This window comes from Duganella sp. 1411 (assembly GCF_017833525.1).
Lineage (GTDB): Bacteria > Pseudomonadota > Gammaproteobacteria > Burkholderiales > Burkholderiaceae_D > Rugamonas.
This window is the reverse complement of record NZ_JAFICD010000003.1, coordinates 362,591-380,723: the sequence shown is the minus strand read 5'-3', so window position 1 is coordinate 380,723 and position 18,133 is coordinate 362,591. Positions and strand designations below refer to the sequence as shown.

Here is an 18,133-nt window from a genome sequence, read left to right as displayed (position 1 = left end):
CTCTTAAATTCTGCGGATGATTTTTTCGCCGAACAGGCCTTCCGGCCGCACCAGCAGGAACATCAGCGCCAGCACGTACGGGAACCAGCCCTCGATCCCGCCGCCGACCAGCGGGCCGATATACACCTCGGCCAGTTTTTCCGACGCGCCGATAATCAGGCCGCCGACGATCGCGCCCGGCATCGACGTGAAGCCGCCGAGGATCAGCACCGGCAGCGCCTTCAGCGCCACGAAGGTCAACGCGAACTGCACGCCATTGCGCGCGCCCCACAGCAGCCCGGCCACCAGCGCGACCACGCCCGCCACCGCCCACAGCACCGCCCAGATGCGCTGCAGCGGAATGCCCACCGCCAGCGCGGCCTGGTGATCGTCGGCGACGGCGCGCAGCGCGCGGCCCACCTTGGTCCTGGAGAACAGCAGCGCCAGCGAAGTGACAAGGACGCCGCACACCGCCGCCGCCATGATGTCGAACTGCGACACCAGCAGGTTGTAGTGGTCCATCAGGTACTGCGACGGCACGTCCTCGATCGGCAGCTCCAGCTTGCGCACCTGCGCGCCCCACATCAGTTGCGCCAATCCCTCGATGAAGAAGGCCAGGCCGATGGTGGCCATGAACAGCGTGATCTCGGGCTGGTTGACCAGCGGGCGCAGCACCACTTTTTCGATCGCTATCCCCAGCAGTATCATCACCACGATCGTCAGCGGTATCGCCACCCACAGCGACACGCCGAATTTGTCCATGATGCCGACGCAAGTCAGCGCGGCGAAGAACACCATCGCCCCCTGCGCGAAATTGAATACGCCGGAGGCTTTGTAGATCAGCACAAAGCCGATCGCCACCAGCGCGTACATGACGCCGGACAGCAGGCCGCCGATCAGCACCTCGAAGAAGAAGTTGATGTTCATGAATGGGCGACTCCGAGGTAGGCGTTGATGACATCCTGATTGCTGCGCACCTCGTCGGGCGTGCCGTCGCCGATCTTGCGGCCATAGTCGAGCACCACCACGCGGTCCGAGATATCCATCACCACGCCCATATCGTGCTCGATCAGCACGATGGTGGTGCCGAATTGGTCGTTGACGTCGAGGATGAAGCGGCACATGTCCTGCTTCTCTTCCACGTTCATGCCGGCCATCGGCTCGTCGAGCAGCAGGATTTCCGGCTCGGCGGCCAGCGCGCGCCCCAGTTCCACGCGCTTTTGCAGCCCGTACGGCAGGCGGCCCACGGGCGTCTTGCGGATCGCCTGGATCTCCAGGAAATCGATGATCTCCTCGGCCTTGACGCGGTGCGCGATCTCCTCGCGCCGCGCCGGGCCCCAGTACAGCGCCTGCATCAGGAAGTTGGACTTCATCTTGAGGTTACGGCCGGTCATGATGTTGTCGAGGACCGTCATCCCCTTGAACAGCGCGATATTCTGGAAGGTGCGCGCGATGCCCGATTTGGCGGCGGTGTGGCAGTCCATATTCTTGCGGTGCCGGCCTTGGTAGACGATCTCTCCCTGCTGCGGGCGGTACACGCCGTTGATCACGTTCAGCATGGAGCTTTTGCCGGCGCCGTTCGGGCCGATGATGGCGCGGATTTCGTGCCGCTTCACGTCGAAGGAGATATCGGTCAGCGCCTTCACGCCGCCGAACGACAGCGAGATGTTTTTCAGGTCGAGTATCACGTCGCCGATGACGCGGCGCCCGCTGTCCATGTTTGTCAAAGCGTCCGCGCCGAAGTGGGCGTCTGGTTCGTTCATTTGCATGGTCGCACTCTCCGTCATGCCGCCGCTTGGACCGCGGGGAAGGTCTTGCAGCGCTCTATCTTCAGATCCGCCGCCACCAGGCCCGTGCGGCCGTCTTCAAACTTCACCTGCGTCTCGATGTATTGCGACGCCTTGTCGCCGTGGAGCGCGTCGATCAGCACCGCGTATTTTTCGGCGATGAATTTGCGCCGCACCTTGCGCGTTCGCGTCAGTTCGTCGTCGTCGGGATCGAGCTCCTTGTGCAGCACCAGATAGCGGTGGATCTGGGTATCGCCCATCATCGGCTCGGCGGCGAGATCGGCGTTGACCTGCTCGATGCAGTCGCGTACCAGGCCGTAGACCTGCGGATGCGCCGCCAGGTCCGTGTAGCCGGAATAAGCGATGCCGCGCCTTTCGGCCCAGTTGCCCACGGCCTCGATGTCGATGTTGATGAAGGCGCAGACCTCGTCGCGTCCATGGCCGAACACCACCGCCTCTTTGATAAACGGGAAGAACTTGAGTTTGTTTTCGATGAAGTTGGGCGCGAAGATGGCGCCATTGTTCATCCTGCCCACATCGGCGGCGCGGTCGATGATTTTCAGATGGCCTTCGTGGTCGAACAAACCGGCGTCGCCGGTGTGGAAGTAGCCCTGCGCGTCGATCGCCTCGCAGGTGGCGTCGGGGCGTTTGTAGTAGCAATCCATCAGTGTTGGCGATTTCACCAGCACTTCGCCGTTGTCCGCCAGTTTGACCTCCACGCCGGGCGCCGGCAGGCCGACGCTGTCGAATTTGATCTGGCCGTCCGGCTGCAGGCAAATGTAGGCGCAGGTTTCGGTCGAGCCGTAAAACTGCTTCAGATTGACGCCGATGGAGCGATAGAAGCGGAACAGATCCGGTCCTATCGCGGCGCCGGCCGTGTAGGCGACCCGCACGCGCGACAATCCGAGCACGTTCTTCAGCGGTCCATAGACCAGAACCCGGCCCAGCGCATACGACAGGCGCTCGGTCAGCGGCACCGGTTTGCCGTCCAGGATCGCCGCGCCGCTGCGGCGCGCCACCGCCATAAAGTGGCGGAACATGGCGCGTTTGACGGCGCCGGCGTCCTCCATCCGTATCATCACCGTAGTGAGCATGTTCTCGAACACGCGCGGCGGAGCGAAGTAGTAAGTAGGGCCGATTTCGCGCATGTCGGTCATGACGGTGTCGCCCGATTCGGGGCAGTTGACGGTAAAGCCGGCCGTCATCGCCTGCGCGAAGGAGAACAGGCAGTCGCCCACCCACGCCATCGGCAGATACGACAGGATGTCCTCGGCGTCGGTGAGGTTCTCGAAATTGACGCCGCCGGTGCCGGCCGCGATCAGCGCGGCGTGGGTCTGGCACACGCCTTTCGGCTTGCCGGTGGTGCCGGAGGTGTAGAGGATGATGGCGTTGTCGCCGCCTTTGCCGGCATCGACGGCGGCGTCGAACATGCCGGGATGGGTTCTGTCCCACTCGCGCCCCAGTTCCTGCAGGCGGGCGAAGGAGAGCAGTCCCGCTTGACGGTAGTGGCGCATGCCGCGTTCGTCGTCGTAGGCGATGTGGCGGATGTGCGGGTAAAGCGTTTGCAATTCCATCAACTTGTCGACCTGCTCCTGGTCTTCGACGATGGCGTAGTGGATTTCAGCGTTTTCGAGCACGTAGGCCATGTCGGTGGCCGGAGCGTCCTGGTAGAGCGGCACCGGCACGCCGCCGAGACACTGCGCCGCCAGCATCGCCCAATAGAGGCGCGGTCGGTTGTCGCCGATGATGGCCAGGTTCATGCCGCGTTCGAACCCCAGCGCCGCCAGTCCGCAGGCCAGCGCGCGCACTTCATCGTTTACCTGCGCCCAGTTCCAGCTTTGCCAGATGCCCAGGTGTTTTTCGCGGAACGCGGGTTTGCCCGGTCTGACCTGGCCGTGCGCGAGCAGGCGGCGAGGAAAAGTCTCGTGATCGTCTTGCACCAGTTGTCTCCGGTTGCTTTTCTTGTACTTGTGTACAGCTTCTTGTGTGATGATATTAGCCTGCAACAAAGACCTGTGTTGTCGTTTCGATGACAATTGACCGACTTTTCTATGGTGCGACGCAATAATGCCTGATCAACCTCCACCCTCCCTCAAGGAAGCTTTGCGGTCGGCGATCTGGGCGCAAAGCCTGACGCCGGAACAAATGGCGCGCGTCGAGGCCGATACCTTTGAAACCTTTGTGCCCAAGGGTGGTTATGTTTGCCGCAAGGGGGAGATGGTCGAGAATTGGCTCGGTATTATCGACGGCATGGTCAAGATGAATAACTTCTCGCGCTCCGGTAAAAGCGTGAGTTTCACCGGCGTGCCGGCTGGCGGCTGGTTTGGCGAAGGCTCGATATTAAAGAACGAGATTCTGAAATATGACGCGATGGCATTGCGCGATGCCCGTATCGCGCGCATGCCGGCCGCGACATTCATGTGGTTGCTGGATTCGAGTTTGCCTTTACGCGCTTCTTGCTAATGCAATTGAACGAGCGCCTCGGACAATTCATCGGCATGGTGGAAAACGACCGGCTGCTTAATCCCGATACCCGGGTTGCCCGATGCCTGGCGTCGATGTTTAATTCCCACCTTTATCCAGGACTGGAAAAACTGATTCAAATATCCCAGGAAGAATTAGGGCTTCTTTCGGGCGCGTCGCGCCAGCGCGCGCATCAGGCTTTGCACCTGCTGGAGAAACAAGGCTTGCTGCGCGTCGATTACGGCGGCATCCGCATACTCGATCTGGAAGGACTGCGGCGCTACGAATCCTGACGTCCCGTGCCGAAAATTGGCGAATACACGCCAATAATTAGCATGACCGGACCGTCAGTGTTCATCCTTAGGCTGCTGCCGCCAAGCCGGCCGCTATCGATAATCACGTCGTCTATCCTATTGTTCGTCCCCCCTCGCTGAAGATAAAGATAATCCGGATCTGGCTGGATTCCCGCATATCTTTCGGCGCTGGGCTCGCACAACATCGTTCGCCGACGCTGTTGGTAGCGCCTAGTAAAAAAACACAATTCTCAATATTGCATATTGATTAGAAACAAGGGAAAATGCATTGTGATATTAAAGTCAGTAACCGACGTCGGTCCAGAATAACTTAATCAGGAAAGGGCTGAGTAAATGCCAGCTAGTATCAAGCCTAGTGCAGTCCATGTCGCCATCATCGTGGATCAGAACGGCATCTGCGGGGCAAAAAATACCATCAAGTCGGCTTTATTAAGCTCTGCGCAAATATCGATTAACGTTATCGACATAGGAATAACGGAGGCGCAGGCGCAGGAATTGCGGGGGATTTCTCCCCACATAACTATTGCCGATGTGCCGGCCCGGTTCCGGTCCTGGCTCGAGAACTTCTCGCTGAGGGGATATCCCCATGTGAGCAAGGCGGCGTATACAAAGCTTCTTATGCATCGCATCCTTGCCGATGTAAATAAGCTGATTTATCTCGATAGCGACACCCTAGTGATTGACGATCTTGGCAAGCTTTTTGAAGTAGATTTCGGAGAGAATCACCTTGGCGCCACTTGGACAGCCACACAGGTGCTAGCCGGAAAAGTGCGTCTTGGCCTGCAACAGCGCTACTTTAATTCTGGTGTCTTGTTGTGTGATTTAGAAAAGTGGCGTAAAAGCAACATCGAAGACGAATTTCTAGCTTGGTATCAAAAAAACAATCACAAGATGAAGTTCAACGACCAAGAAGTTCTGAATGGTGTTTTTGATAAGAGTAATTTGGAAATTGGAAAAAAGTGGAATGTTTCACAAAGGGAAGTTTTCTTTGAGTCACAGGAACTAGGCATAGACGTGGAGGATGTCGGTGTTTTGCATTTCAATGGTCCTATTAAGTACTGGCATCCCGCGTATGGGAAAGAAATAAAATACAACGCGGGATTGTTTTTAAAGGCCAAAGCCCTTTTGTCGGACATCGGCTTTGAACTGGCGACCATCTAGGCGCCTCACTCCTCCGTGGCCGCCGGCGTGACGGTGGCTCCCATTTTTCTCAATAGTGCAACCACGCCATTTGGTCCGCCCAGATGCGCCGTGCCGATGGCTACCACGTCGCATTCGTTACGGCCCAGCGCGCGCGCATACATATTGTTGGCCATGCCTTGATTCCGTATGCGCAGAGTGATGCGATCAAAAAGGTCGAACAACTTGTCGTTGGGACCGAATGCGGCGCGCATTTCCTGATACGCGGCGTCATAGTCGGTCGATTTGGCGTATTGCTGCGCCATGTGGCTGGCCATGTCACGCAAGCAATCTTTGCATTTCGAGAGCTCAACGCTCATGCGTAGGTACTCTGTCCACTCCTTTTCTGTGATGCGGGAGATGGCTTTGGGCACTGCATCCAGATCCTCGATGGAGGCGACTTTCGCATCGCGTTGTCCGGCTAACGCCAGCAAGGCGGCGTCGATCGAGTAGCCTGGTTGCAGGGGTAACGGCGGAGCCAGCTGTTCAGATGGGGGTAATAACCACAGAAACGTCGCCAGTGCCTGGTCGGAAAAATTGTTCAGCTTGTCGGCGATCAGAGGATTCCAGGCGAGCGCGCGGGTGATGTTGTCGGCGAGCTGTTGACCATGCCGTTGAGCTATTGTGCGACCTGTGGCATTAAGCATGGTGGCCCGCCAGGCCCGCCTGGCGGCCTCTTTTTCGCTGGGCGATGCCTCCAGACATAAGCTCTTCGCGCCCGACATCACTTGCTCGGCTTGTTTGGTATAAATATTTGAAGGCGCAAGATGATTGCTACCTACTAACAGTATCTGCCCCCGTTCGGTGCTGACCCTCAACACGGGAAAAACCCCCGTTTCCGCATGCGTCGTCGTTGCGATCAGGGACAGCGCGCCGATCGTGATGGCGAGTCTAAGCGTTCTCATTATAACTTTCCAAATTGGGATTTCATGTACAGGAGTGGGCGTGGTGCCTGGGCGAAAATATGGCCGGTGGCGCCCTGGCATTGGAGGGCGACACGTTTGCATCGGCTACATCGCCACTACTTCTCGATAGGGATTGGAGCGGGGTTCCAAGCGGATTTCCGACGCCGGTTTCGGGCATTCCGCGTTCCATCTGCGAAACCACTTTGCGAACTCTTGCAACCCTGTTTCGAGGGAAACACTCGGCGTAAAGTCTATCCACTGTTGCAATTTACTTACATCCGCGTAGGTAGCCGACAGGTCGCCCGGCTGCATGGGAAGGAACTGCTTGTTGGCGACGACGCCCAGAGCATTTTCCAGTATGCCGATAAACTCCATCAGTGGGCGCGGGTTGCTGTTCCCGACATTGAAGACAGCGTGCGGCGCTTGCGTACCACCCGGTTGAGGCTTGAACAGCAGCCGCACGACGGATTCGACAACGTCATCGATGTAGGTGAAGTCGCGCGAGAGCTGGCCCTGTGCGAACACTGGTATTGTTTGCTGCGCCATCATCTTATCCGCAAAACTGAAGTACGCCATGTCCGGCCTGCCCCACGGGCCATAAGCGGTGAACAGGCGCATGCCAGTCATGGCCAGTTGATAAAGGCTGCTGTACGAATGGGCCATCAATTCGTTCGACTTCTTGGTGGCGGCATAGAGGGAAATAGGTGTGTCGGTCACGTCATCTTCGCAGAATGGCACCTTGGCATTCGAGCCGTAGACGCTGCTGCTGCTGGCATAGACGAAGTGCTCGATCTGGTGTGTGCGACATGCCTCCAACATTTGACCGAACGCAACCAAATTGGACTGCACGTAGGCCTGTGGTTTTTTCAGCGAATAGCGAACCCCCGCTTGCGCGGCCAAGTGGACGACCAGTGTCGGCGCGGCGCTGGCAAACAGTGTTTGAACCTGCCTTTCATCACCCAACTCGATGTCACGACACTCCACGCCAAGTGGTGTGAGCAACGCTGCTACCCGTTCATGTTTCAGGCGGGGGGGGTAATAGTCATTGAAATTATCGCAACCCACCACACGATGGCCCATCGTGGCCAAGCGGGCAGAAACAGCGCTACCTATAAAACCGGCTGCGCCTGTGACTAAAACGTTTGCCATTAAATTGTCCCCACTTAGTAGTAATAATAGGCAGCCCGAATAGGTGCACTCCTTCGGCCACATCGCAATATGGTTTGTAGATTGGCCGTTTTCAGGGATGTGAATACTGTATATTTGCATTGTCAAAAATAACACACAAATATCATTTCGAAAATATTTTTATTCGGAACTGTTGCGAGATCATACAGGGTAAAGTTGCGCAAATTCTATCAAAATGTCACAACGGAAAATATTTCTAAATTACTAGCTATTTGATAGGAATTGATGATAAATTGCGATCCAATAACATAATTCGCTGGGTACGTAGCGCTGCGCGAGGGAGTGTTCATTCGCGCACTTGGATTTGAAGCTCGACAGAAAAACATGAAAATTGCTTACATTAGAAATACGTTTCCCAAACCGACCGAGACATTTATTCTTGAGGAAATTTTATATCTGAAGCGCGCGGGGCACGAGGTCCGCATTATTTCAAACTGGTCAGACCTGTCTAATCTGAACGGCAAAATCATCGATGAGGGCTTGTTGGGGAATGTCGTATGTTTTGGCTTGAAAAAGATTGCACTGTCCGAGCAATTGAACATTGCGTTGCGTTTTCTGTGGGCGAGCAGAGGTAAGCATTATCGGAATTTCTTCTGGTTTAACTTCATAAAAGACCGGGACGTCGATGCCGAACTGAAGCGTATTTTCACGAAGAAATTTTCGGGCTTGTCTTTTTTCGAAAAAACAAAAAAACAGGTCGCTGAGCGTTGGGAAATTTTCATTGATGGAATTCGTAAAAATAATATTTCCGTTTCGAAAAGCGAATATGTCCTGAAATACCAGACTTTTTCGCCAGATCATATCCATTGCCCTTTTCTGTTCGCCTGGGATGTGGACGCTTTGGCACAGCTGCACGCCGCGTTGCCCCGTGTGCCTTACACCGTTACGCTGCGGTCGCGCGATATCTATCTGGAAAAGGCCGATCCGAGGTATTTGTCCCGAAGAAACAAAATAATAAGGGAAGCCAGCAAGATATTCACGATTTCCGAATTCAACAAGAAAACATTGTCTTCGATGTTTTCTTTTCAGGGCGAGATGCAGGTTGTGCACAGCAGTATTGACGCCCTGCTTTTCACTGTGGATCCGGCGATAGTGGTCAAGGAAAATCAGCTGATATGTGTTGCCAGGCTGGTGCCGAAAAAGGGACTGGAAGTGCTGATCGAGGCGTGCGCGCTGCTGCGGGCCAGTGGGCAACCTTTCCAGCTGTCTATCGTTGGCGGTGGGGTGCTCAGGAGTGTTCTTTTACAGCAGATCGAATCGGCGGGTTTGAGCGATGTCGTGCACATAGTCGGGCCTTTCCGTCACAAGGTGATCAAGGACATGCTGAACGAGTCGGAAATTTTTGTGTTGCCGTGTGTGGTAGCGTCCGATGGCGATCGCGACATACTGCCGAATAGCCTTAAAGAGGCGATGGCGATGGAACGGCTGGTGGTCACTTCAGATGTCTCGGGTATCGACGAATTGGTTTGCGATGGGATAGACGGCTTGCTGGTGGCACCGAACGATCCAGTCGCCCTGGCGGAAAAGATCAGGTTTGGATTAAGAAACAAGGAATTTGCCCGGATCGCCGGAAGAAAAGCGCGCAACAAAATATTGCAAGGCTTTGATATTAACGGCGAGGGGCGAAAATTCGAGCAGGAGATATCGCGACTGGTAAGCCACGCCGCGCCGGCTATTCACTCGCATGCGTAATGTGTTAATTAAGGAAGCTTGTGACGGGGACGAAAAGGAGTAGCGCCATAAGGGCTTTTCCGTGGATGCGTGGTGATGCCGATGCGATCATCCTATTCATGTGAAGCCGAAAGAATTGGTTCGACGATGTTTTTTGACATCGTGCCAATACGGCATTGGACGCGTATCCATGCCGATCGAACCGCCTATAGACGGCGGTTTTGTTAACTTTAAAGGGAGATGTGCATGCGTAGTATTGAAATTGAAGAAATGGATTTTATCGCTGGTGGCTATGACTACGGCTCGAACGACGACATGCAGACGGTTGTTATCACCGGCTCGCAACAAGACGTTCAAAACGCAAAGGACGAGTATGCGTTCGCCAATAATTTTGCAAACGGCGTGGGCGCCTTTGCCGGCACCGCTGCCGGTATGGTAGTCGGCACCGCTTGCGAGGTATTAACCGCCGGTGCGGGTACGCCAGTTTGTATCGCTGTTGGTGGTATCACCGGTAACTATGTCAACGGCACCGTTGCCGACGGCGCCAAAGCTACGCTGCTCAACGGCCGCTAATAGTTAGAGCGTTCAGCCGCGCTTTCCTGTTGTCTTCGGGGGGCGCGGCTGTCGCTTTGTGCAGCACATTAATCGACAAAGTAAATCGACCGGTGAGCAAGATTCACCGCGACGCGGGCCTACTAACGCTACCAACGAACTAAACTTGAACGCCGATTTTAAGCAAGCCGTATTAGAGAGGCTGCAATTAGGGTTTCGTAAAAAACTCCCGATGCAGCATCAGACCGAGGCAAGTGAATGCAGCTTGGCGTGTCTGGCCATGGTCGCCTCCTATCACGGCTTTTCCACAGACGTTGCGACTTTGCGCAAGCGGTTTCCGCTGTCGTTGAAGGGCGCCACGCTAACGCAATTGGTCGAGATCGCCGGCGGGCTTGATCTCGTTCCGCGCCCGTTGAGACTTGAGATGCACGAGCTCGGCCACCTGCAACTGCCCTGCATACTGCATTGGAATCTGGATCACTTCGTCGTGCTCAAAAAGGTCACGCGCACCGGAATCGTGGTGCACGACCCGGCCAGAGGTGTCCGCAGCCATACATTCGCCGAGGCGGCGCAGAGGTTCACAGGGGTAGCTGTCGAGCTGGCGCCGAGCCATGGCTTTCAGCCGCGCACGGAGCGGAGAACCGTCAAGTTGCGGGAGATGATGGGTACGGTAACCGGGCTCAAGCGCTCGTTGACGCAGATCGCGATCCTGGCCCTGGTGCTGGAGGCCTTTACGCTGATCGCTCCCTTCTTTAATCAATGGGTGATCGACCAGGCGATCGTGGCGGCCGACGTCGATCTGCTCGTGACATTGGCGATAGGTTTTGGTGTTTTGAAGATCATCAGTGTGGCGGTCGAGGTCGTCAGAGGCTACGCGATCCTCGTTATGAGCACCACGCTGAACGTGCAATGGCTGGCCAATTTATTCAGCCACATGTTGAAATTGCCGATCGATTACTTCCAGAAGCGGCATATGGGTGATGTCGTGTCGCGCTTTAATTCGATCCATTCCATCCAGTCGACATTGACCACCAGTTTCGTCGGGGCCATCCTCGACGGGATCATGACTGTGGGCACGCTGATAATGATGACGATCTACAGTCCGTTCTTAAGCTGCATCGGCCTCGTCGCTGTCGTGTCGTACATCATCCTGCGATTTGCGCTATATGCGGCGCTGTTGTCCGCAACGGAAAGTTCGATCGTGCACGACGCACGGCAGCAAAGCCTGTTCATGGAAACGATCCGCGGCATACAAAGTATCCGGCTGTTTCTTAAAGAAAAAGATCGCACCGTGCGCTGGTTGAATGCGGTGGTCAGTCAAAAAAATGCCTCGCTGCGGACCCAGCGGCTCGGCCTCATGTTTGGCGGCGGAAATAGTCTGCTGTTTAAAATCGAGGAAGTCATTGTTGTCGCGTTCGGCGCGAAATTGGTGATCGACGGATTGTTTTCGATAGGCATGCTGTTCGCCTTTCTGTCTTACAAAGAGCAATTTTCGACCCGGGTCACCAGTTTTATCGACAAGCTCTTTGAACTGAAGATGCTCAAATTGCAAGGCGAAAGGCTGGCGGACATTGCCTTGGCTGAACCGGAGTATGTACCGGTCTCGGTGCGCAGCGATCTGCACGCTATCGAACCTGCCATCTCGGTGGAGGACGTAACTTTCGCTTATGGCGCCGGCGAGAAACCGGTCCTCGCCAATGTAAGCTTCCAGATCGGCGCCGGCGAATCCGTGGCCATCACCGGACCGTCGGGATGCGGCAAATCGACGCTGATGAAGTTGATGTTGGGGATACTTCATCCGCAAAAGGGCGTGATCCGCATAGGTGGAATACCGCTGAACGAGTTGGGCCCGGGTAATTATCGGAAGCTGGTCGCGACGGTGATGCAGGAAGACACCTTGTTCGCCGGATCCATCGGGGACAACATCAGTTTTTTTGCCACGGACGCCGACCAGGACTGGATTGAAGAATGCGCCAAGATGGCGTCGCTACACAAGGAAATCGAGATGATGCCGATGGGTTACAACAGCCTGGTCGGCGACATGGGATCGCTGCTTTCCGGCGGCCAAAAACAGCGTTTGCTGCTGGCGCGGGCGCTCTACTATCGGCCGAAGATTTTGTTCCTCGATGAGGCCACCAGCCAACTGGATATCGCCAATGAAAAGAAGATATCGAAAGTCGTAAAAAAACTCTCGCTGACGCGCGTCATCGTCGCCCACCGGAGCGAAACCATTGCAAGCGCCGATCGCGTGATCGTGATCGGACAAAAGAGCGACGAAGTAACTGTGCCGACCGCGCCGACCAGCGCGGCGAGCGATGTCAACCTGGTGTCCTGATGCGCCCCCTGATCAAAGATAAATTATTTCGGCAAGAAGTGATTGATGCCAAAAGAGAGAAATGGCTGGGAGAGATTCTGCTGGTCAGACCTCTTGGCATTACCTTTTTCACGACGTTCGCATCGCTTATCGTGGTGGCTATCGGTTTGGTGCTATGGAAAGGCGAGTACACCCGGAAGGAGAAGGTCACCGGCCGGCTGGTCTCTTCCCAAGGCATCGTCAAAATTTATGCGCCCGTCGCCGGCACCGTGGTGAAAAAACTGGTTCGGGAAGGCGATACTGTTTCAAAAGGGCAGATCCTTTACATCGTCTCGACAGAGCTCAATACTGTCAACGGCGGCGTTCAGGACGCGATCGCGGAAAAGATTGCGAGTAAAAAAAGGATGCTGTCGATCGAGCTCGAGGCGCAGCGGCGGGTGTTGAAGGAAGAAGAGTCGGCGTTGAGTCAAAAGGTGTTGGATGTATCGGCGCAGCTGCAGAGCGTCGAGCGGGAAATCACCACGCAGACTAGGCGTGCCCAGCTGAGCGAAGAGAATCTGGTGCGATACCGGGATCTGTCTACGTCGAAATTCATCTCGTCGGCGCAACTGTCGGAGCGGGAGCAGGATAAGCTCGATCAGGACGCCCGTCTGCAGAGTCTTCGCCGTACGCAGATGTCCCTGGGGGCCGACCTTGCGTCCGTGAAAAGCGCATTGAAGAACGCGCCCTTAAGCGCGGCGAACAAATTGTCCGCGATAGAACGGGGAATTTCCGACACCGAGCAACAAGGTTACGAAAACGATGCGCGCCGTGAAATCGCGATCACCGCACTCCAGGATGGTCTGGCGACGGCGCTGTCCGCCGAGACTGGACAAACCGTGACGCCGACTATCCCCATGTTGAGTATTTTGCCTACCAACAGTGAGTTTGAAGCCTATTTGTACGTGCCCAGCCGCGCGATCGGCTTCATGCACGAAGGCGCGCGAGCCTTGATACGTTACCAAGCTTTTCCTTACCAAAAATTTGGACAATACGGCGCGACGATCAAAACGATCTCCCGTTCGGCGTTGCCGCCGGGCGAGTTGCGAATACTTAACATGGCCCCTGAAGAATTTTACCGGGTGATTGTTTCCCTGGACGAGCAGCACGTGATGGCTTACGGGAAGAAAACCAATCTGCAAGACGGGATGGCGCTCGATGCCGACGTACTGCTCGATACCCGAAAATTATACGAATGGTTGTTAGAGCCGCTGTATAGCATCACCGGAAAGTTATAAATCAGTGCGACATATTGTTATTTGTTGGGAGCTGGGCGAAGGCTTGGGCCATCTGGTGTCGATGTCCAAAATAGTCGAAGAGCTGACGAGGCAGGGATACAAGGTCACCTGCATATTGAAAGATATCACCATGGCCCATAAAATTCTGGGCCGCTTCAGAACGGAATGGCTGGCCGCGCCGCGCATCTATTTGCGGAACCCGATACCCGCCCCCATCAACCATGCCGAGGTGCTGTTCAACACAGGCTATCGCGACGCCGACAGTATCGCGTCCTTGCTGATCGGCTGGCGCACCATTTTTTCTGCCTTAAAGCCGGACCGCATCATCTGCGAATATGCCCCCACTGCGGGGTTGGCCGGCAAGGCCTTGGGCATCGATGTCATCTGCATTGACAGCGGATTCTCGACGCCGCCTCTGCGCGTCCGCCCCGACGATCGTTTGCCGCCGATCCGCCACACCCCGTCTGTCACCGAGGATCGCCTGAGAGAATCCGAGCTGAATGTGCTTGGCATGGTCAATCGCGCGCGCTGGATGGTGGGGGACGCCGAACTTGTCCGCTTTTCCGACATTTTCAACTCGAAGGTGCTGTATAGAAATTGGACTGAGTTCAATCATTTCGGCATGCATTCCCCCGAGCTGCATATGGGGCAGATTTTCGGCGATAGCGGCGGCGTGCGGCCAGAGTGGCCCGCCAATGGACTACCCCGGGTCTTTGCCTACCTAAAGCCGAATCATCCGGAAAGCCTGCCGGTATTGCGCGCCGCGTTGGCTTGCGGTTATCAGGTGGTGGCATATCTACCTGGCTTTCCGGATAGCGTGCTAAGCGAGTTATGCCAAAACCCCCGGATAATGGTCAGCCCCTTGCCGTTTAACCTCAACGAGCTACCGGAGGATATACAACTCGGTATCTGGCACAGTGCCACCGGCGGCATTGCGCGCTGTCTGGATAAGGGCATGCGAATGATCTTCCTGCCTATGCATCCCGAGCAATACTTAGCCGCGATGGCCGTGAGGGGGGCTGGTCTTCCCGCATATGTCAGCGTGAATCCGGAAGCATGGCCTGCTGTGTTTCAAGAGATTCAGACGTGGCCGCGCCATCGCCTCAACAATTGCTGGAAGCCGGCCGATATCGAACAACTCGCGCACCGCCTGGTCAATTCATAGCGCTAAACCTGATCGTATCGCGATAGACCTGCCGCGCTATTTCTGACAATATGCATGTGGGACGGCGGAAACGATTCTCGCTGGACAATACTTTGATAAGGACATGATTTGAAAACCGATACACACGCCGAGGCTTTTTCTGATTTGTCGAAGGAAGTTCGAATTAAAGCTCTGCTCCAAGAGTTCTCCGAGGGCAGCACTAAGATGCGGGGCATCATGATTGCGATAGCGGTGGGCGTGCCGATAAGTATGCTGCTGGAATTGCCACGCACCACATCGGCGATTTTGGCCGGCTGCATCTGCCTCATTATTTACACCGTCTATGATAACCACCTGTGCAGGCGTCGTCTGGGCCGGCTGATGCAGATTTTGGCGGAATAGCCGGCTGCCTCGGACTGGGCGCCTGATTGAACGGCGACCACCAGCCGCGCCGGGCGATCGTGGTATTCGCGGTATCATAGCGACAAGCTATGCCGCAGTGGCGGCGCACCGGATTCGACCTACCATGGATATTACAGACACCTCCCACGTCATCGAGCGCCTGGCGCTGTTGCGGGCGGCGATGCGCCGGCACCGGGTCGACGCGCTAATGGTGCCGTCGGCCGATCCCCACCTGTCCGAATACCTGCCGGCCCGCTGGAAGGGGCGCGAGTGGCTGTCCGGCTTCACCGGCTCGGTCGGCACCTTCGTCATCACCGCCGATGTCGCCGGCGTCTGGACCGACGCCCGCTACTGGACCCAGGCCGAGCGGGAGCTCGACGGCACCGGCATCGCGCTGATGAAGCTCACCTCCGGCGCCAGCGTGCAGTATGTCGACTGGCTGGCCGCCAATTTGCAACCCGGTCAAACCTTGACCGTCGACGGCGCGGTGCTGGGCCTGGCGATCGCGCGCCTGCTGCGCCAGGCGCTGGACGCCAAGGATGTGGCCTTGCGCACCGATCTCGATCTGCTCGACGACATCTGGAGCGACCGTCCCGCGCTGCCGGCCGCGCCGGTCTACGAACACCAGCCGCCGTACGCGTCGAAGAGCCGCCAGGACAAGCTGGCCGAATTGCGCGACGCCATGCGCCAGCTGGGCGCCGACCGGCACCTGATCTCCACGCTGGACGATATCGCCTACCTGTTCAACCTGCGCGGCGCCGACGTCAATTTCAATCCCGTGTTCCTGGCGCACGCGCTGATCACGTCGACCCGCGCCACCATGTTCGTCGGCGACGGCAAAATCCCCGCCGAACTGATTCAACAACTGGCGCGGGAGGATATCCATGTCGCGCCCTACGCCGCCGCCGCCGGCGCGTTGGCCGACTTGCCGCTCGGCGCCACACTGCTGATCGATCCGCGCCGCATCACCCACGGCAGCCGCCAGCGCGTGCCGGCCGGAGTGCGGGTGATCGAGGCGGTCAACCCGACCACCTTCGCCAAATCGAAAAAGAGCGGGCAGGATGCAAGCCACGTGCGCGCGACGATGGAACAGGACGGCGCCGCGCTGTGCGAGTTCTTCACCTGGCTGGAACAGACGCTGGCCGATCCGCGCCGCGCGCCGCTGACCGAAGTGGACATCGACCGCCACATCACGGCGGCGCGCGCACGCCGGCCGGGCTTTATCAGTCCGAGTTTCGCCACCATCGCCGGCTTCCGCTCCAACGGCGCGATCATGCATTACCGCGCCACCGAGGCGCAGCACGCGGTGATCGAAGGCGACGGCCTGCTGCTGATCGATTCCGGCGGCCAGTATTTGGGCGGCACCACCGACATCACGCGCGTGGTGGCCGTCGGCGACATCACCGCCGAACATCAACGCGACTTCACGCTGGTGCTCAAGGGCGTCATCGCGCTGTCGTCCGCGCGCTTCCCGCGCGGGACCAAATCCCCGATGCTCGACGCCATCGCCCGGGCGCCGCTGTGGGCCGAAGGGCTCGATTTCGGCCACGGCACCGGCCATGGCGTCGGCTATTTCCTCAACGTGCACGAAGGCCCGCAGTCGATTTCGCAATCGGCGATGCCGGAGCCGCACACCGCTATGGAACCAGGCATGATCACATCGATAGAACCGGGCCTTTACCGCCCGGGCAAATGGGGCATCCGGATTGAAAACCTGGTGCTCAACCAACCCGCCGGCCAGACCGAATTCGGCGACTTCCTCCAGTTCGAGACGCTGACCCTGTGCCCGATCGACACCCGCTGCATCGAACCGTCGCTGCTGCGTGACGACGAGAAGCGCTGGCTCAACGACTACCACGCCACGGTGCGCACGCGTTTGCTGCCGCTGTTGTCCGGCGACGCGCTGGCCTGGCTGGAAAACCGCACGGTGGCCTTATGAGCGGCCGCGCAACCCGGGCCACGTCGGCCGTCGACCGCCTCAAGGTCCGCAGCGGCAATGCCAAGTATTCGATGTCGCGCACCGGCAGCGGCCACTTCTTCCTGACCGAGGGCCCCGGCCTGCCGCCGCTGTGCGCGCCGCTGGAGCTGGACGACTTTGTCGCCTTCGTCAACGGCATCTCGCCCGGCCCGCCGCGGCGCGTCAGCAAGCTCGATATCGCGTTTGAAAAGCAGCTCACAAAAAAAGCACCTCCTAAATAAAGGCTCGCCATGCCCGCCATCGATTTCCTGAGCGCCTACTGGTCGCACACCGAACTGGCGACCAACGCCGTGATCTTGTTGAATCTGTTGGGCGCGTTGGCTTTGGGTCTGCTGGTCGGCTACGAACGCTCGTACCACGGCCGCGCGGCCGGCATGCGCACCTATGGCCTGGTGTGCATGGCCTCGGCCGCGCTGACCGTCATCGGCGGCTATCCGGGGCACTGGTTCGGCGGCCACGTGTCGCAATACCTGATCAACTCCGACCCGACCCGCATCGTGCAGGGCATCGTCACCGGCATCGGCTTCCTGGGCGCCGGCGTCATCATGCGCGAAGGCTTCAACATCAGCGGCCTGACGACGGCGGCGTCGATCTGGGCCTCGTCGGTGATCGGCGTGATGGTGGGGATCGGCTTTTACCTGGGCGCGATCGGCCTGGCGATACTGTGCGCAAGCTCGATGATTTTCCTGACCCGGGTGGAGGCCTGGCTGCCGTCGCGCCACGCGATCGCGATCACGATGCGCTTCAAGGCCGGCTACATGCCGCAGGAGCCGGCGCTCAGGTCGATGGCGCTGCAGCGCGGTTACGAAATCGCCGGCGGCTCGCTGATGATCGGCAGCGACGGCGGCCAGCAGGAATGGCGCTTCGTCGCCATCGCGTTGAGCAAGCGCAGTGGCGCGCCGATGGCGGTGCTGTCGGCGGAACTGGCCGCGTTCGACGGCATCCACAGCTTCCAGCTATCGCACGCGAGGAACTAAGAC

Annotated in this window: 15 protein-coding genes and 1 pseudogene; 11 read left to right on the top strand and 5 right to left on the bottom strand. The window is 57.5% G+C overall.

What is annotated here, in order from left to right; translation table 11 throughout:
- Window positions 1-3: 3 nt before the first annotated feature.
- Genes JOD97_RS18755 through JOD97_RS18745 form a run of 3 tightly spaced genes read right to left on the bottom strand, consistent with a single transcriptional unit; the run spans window position 4 to window position 3,709 of the window.
- Window positions 4-900, bottom strand: coding sequence for a branched-chain amino acid ABC transporter permease (locus tag JOD97_RS18755; protein ID WP_209722664.1), 897 nt, complete (start codon window positions 898-900; stop codon window positions 4-6).
- Between the two features lie 2 nt (window positions 901-902).
- Window positions 903-1,742, bottom strand: a complete 840-nt coding sequence (locus JOD97_RS18750; protein WP_373999894.1) for an ABC transporter ATP-binding protein — start codon at window positions 1,740-1,742, stop codon at window positions 903-905.
- A 20-nt stretch (window positions 1,743-1,762) separates the two neighbouring features.
- A complete protein-coding gene (locus JOD97_RS18745; RefSeq protein WP_229264601.1) occupies window positions 1,763-3,709 on the bottom strand; it encodes an AMP-binding protein in 1,947 nt (648 codons plus the stop codon).
- Window positions 3,710-3,833: 124 nt separating this feature from the next.
- Between JOD97_RS18745 and JOD97_RS18740 the strand changes: the two are divergent.
- Window positions 3,834-4,522: pseudogene (locus JOD97_RS18740) on the top strand (Crp/Fnr family transcriptional regulator).
- Between the two features lie 354 nt (window positions 4,523-4,876).
- The gene (locus JOD97_RS18735; RefSeq protein WP_209721429.1) at window positions 4,877-5,704 is read left to right on the top strand and encodes a glycosyltransferase family 8 protein; all 828 of its coding nucleotides are present in this window, start codon (window positions 4,877-4,879) and stop codon (window positions 5,702-5,704) included.
- A 5-nt stretch (window positions 5,705-5,709) separates the two neighbouring features.
- On the opposite strand, the gene JOD97_RS18730 is transcribed toward JOD97_RS18735, so the two are convergent.
- Window positions 5,710-6,627, bottom strand: a complete 918-nt coding sequence (locus JOD97_RS18730; protein ID WP_209721425.1) for a TraB/GumN family protein — start codon at window positions 6,625-6,627, stop codon at window positions 5,710-5,712.
- Window positions 6,628-6,732: 105 nt separating this feature from the next.
- Window positions 6,733-7,776 (bottom strand): NAD-dependent epimerase/dehydratase family protein, encoded by a 1,044-nt coding sequence (locus tag JOD97_RS18725; RefSeq protein WP_209721422.1) that lies wholly within the window; start codon window positions 7,774-7,776, stop codon window positions 6,733-6,735.
- A 363-nt stretch (window positions 7,777-8,139) separates the two neighbouring features.
- Here JOD97_RS18725 and JOD97_RS18720 point away from each other — a divergent pair, with 363 nt between their 5' ends.
- From JOD97_RS18720 to JOD97_RS18680, 9 genes are all read left to right on the top strand, one after another.
- The gene (locus JOD97_RS18720) at window positions 8,140-9,507 is read left to right on the top strand and encodes a glycosyltransferase family 4 protein (protein ID WP_209721419.1); all 1,368 of its coding nucleotides are present in this window, start codon (window positions 8,140-8,142) and stop codon (window positions 9,505-9,507) included.
- Window positions 9,508-9,732: 225 nt separating this feature from the next.
- A complete protein-coding gene (locus JOD97_RS18715; protein ID WP_209721416.1) occupies window positions 9,733-10,059 on the top strand; it encodes a hypothetical protein in 327 nt (108 codons plus the stop codon).
- A gap of 145 nt (window positions 10,060-10,204) precedes the next feature.
- A complete protein-coding gene (locus JOD97_RS18710; RefSeq protein WP_229264559.1) occupies window positions 10,205-12,373 on the top strand; it encodes a peptidase domain-containing ABC transporter in 2,169 nt (722 codons plus the stop codon).
- Window positions 12,373-13,629, top strand: a complete 1,257-nt coding sequence (locus tag JOD97_RS18705; protein WP_209721413.1) for an HlyD family secretion protein — start codon at window positions 12,373-12,375, stop codon at window positions 13,627-13,629. Before JOD97_RS18710 ends, JOD97_RS18705 begins: the two co-directional genes overlap by 1 nt.
- Window positions 13,630-13,690: 61 nt before the next feature.
- Window positions 13,691-14,794, top strand: a complete 1,104-nt coding sequence (locus tag JOD97_RS18700) for a hypothetical protein (RefSeq protein WP_209721410.1) — start codon at window positions 13,691-13,693, stop codon at window positions 14,792-14,794.
- 108 nt (window positions 14,795-14,902) lie between these two features.
- Window positions 14,903-15,175, top strand: coding sequence for a hypothetical protein (locus tag JOD97_RS18695; RefSeq protein ID WP_209721406.1), 273 nt, complete (start codon window positions 14,903-14,905; stop codon window positions 15,173-15,175).
- 124 nt (window positions 15,176-15,299) lie between these two features.
- A complete protein-coding gene (locus JOD97_RS18690) occupies window positions 15,300-17,114 on the top strand; it encodes an aminopeptidase P family protein (protein ID WP_209721403.1) in 1,815 nt (604 codons plus the stop codon).
- Window positions 17,111-17,374 (top strand): hypothetical protein, encoded by a 264-nt coding sequence (locus JOD97_RS18685; RefSeq protein ID WP_209721400.1) that lies wholly within the window; start codon window positions 17,111-17,113, stop codon window positions 17,372-17,374. The genes JOD97_RS18690 and JOD97_RS18685 overlap by 4 nt, the downstream gene beginning before the upstream one ends.
- A 9-nt stretch (window positions 17,375-17,383) precedes the next feature.
- Window positions 17,384-18,130, top strand: a complete 747-nt coding sequence (locus JOD97_RS18680; protein ID WP_209721397.1) for an MgtC/SapB family protein — start codon at window positions 17,384-17,386, stop codon at window positions 18,128-18,130.
- The last annotated feature ends 3 nt before the right edge of the window (window positions 18,131-18,133 follow it).

What these genes read in the sequence shown, in the direction of transcription:
- JOD97_RS18685 (WP_209721400.1), top strand. Translation starts at nt 17,111, where the DNA reads ATGAGCGGCCGCGCAACCCGGGCCACGTCGGCCGTCGACCGCCTCAAG.
- JOD97_RS18725 (WP_209721422.1), bottom strand. Translation starts at nt 7,776, where the DNA reads ATGGCAAACGTTTTAGTCACAGGCGCAGCCGGTTTTATAGGTAGCGCT.
- JOD97_RS18705 (WP_209721413.1), top strand. Translation starts at nt 12,373, where the DNA reads ATGCGCCCCCTGATCAAAGATAAATTATTTCGGCAAGAAGTGATTGAT.
- JOD97_RS18700 (WP_209721410.1), top strand. Translation starts at nt 13,691, where the DNA reads ATGTCCAAAATAGTCGAAGAGCTGACGAGGCAGGGATACAAGGTCACC.
- JOD97_RS18715 (WP_209721416.1), top strand. Translation starts at nt 9,733, where the DNA reads ATGCGTAGTATTGAAATTGAAGAAATGGATTTTATCGCTGGTGGCTAT.
- JOD97_RS18735 (WP_209721429.1), top strand. Translation starts at nt 4,877, where the DNA reads ATGCCAGCTAGTATCAAGCCTAGTGCAGTCCATGTCGCCATCATCGTG.
- JOD97_RS18750 (WP_373999894.1), bottom strand. Translation starts at nt 1,742, where the DNA reads ATGAACGAACCAGACGCCCACTTCGGCGCGGACGCTTTGACAAACATG.
- JOD97_RS18690 (WP_209721403.1), top strand. Translation starts at nt 15,300, where the DNA reads ATGGATATTACAGACACCTCCCACGTCATCGAGCGCCTGGCGCTGTTG.
- JOD97_RS18680 (WP_209721397.1), top strand. Translation starts at nt 17,384, where the DNA reads ATGCCCGCCATCGATTTCCTGAGCGCCTACTGGTCGCACACCGAACTG.
- JOD97_RS18720 (WP_209721419.1), top strand. Translation starts at nt 8,140, where the DNA reads ATGAAAATTGCTTACATTAGAAATACGTTTCCCAAACCGACCGAGACA.
- JOD97_RS18730 (WP_209721425.1), bottom strand. Translation starts at nt 6,627, where the DNA reads ATGAGAACGCTTAGACTCGCCATCACGATCGGCGCGCTGTCCCTGATC.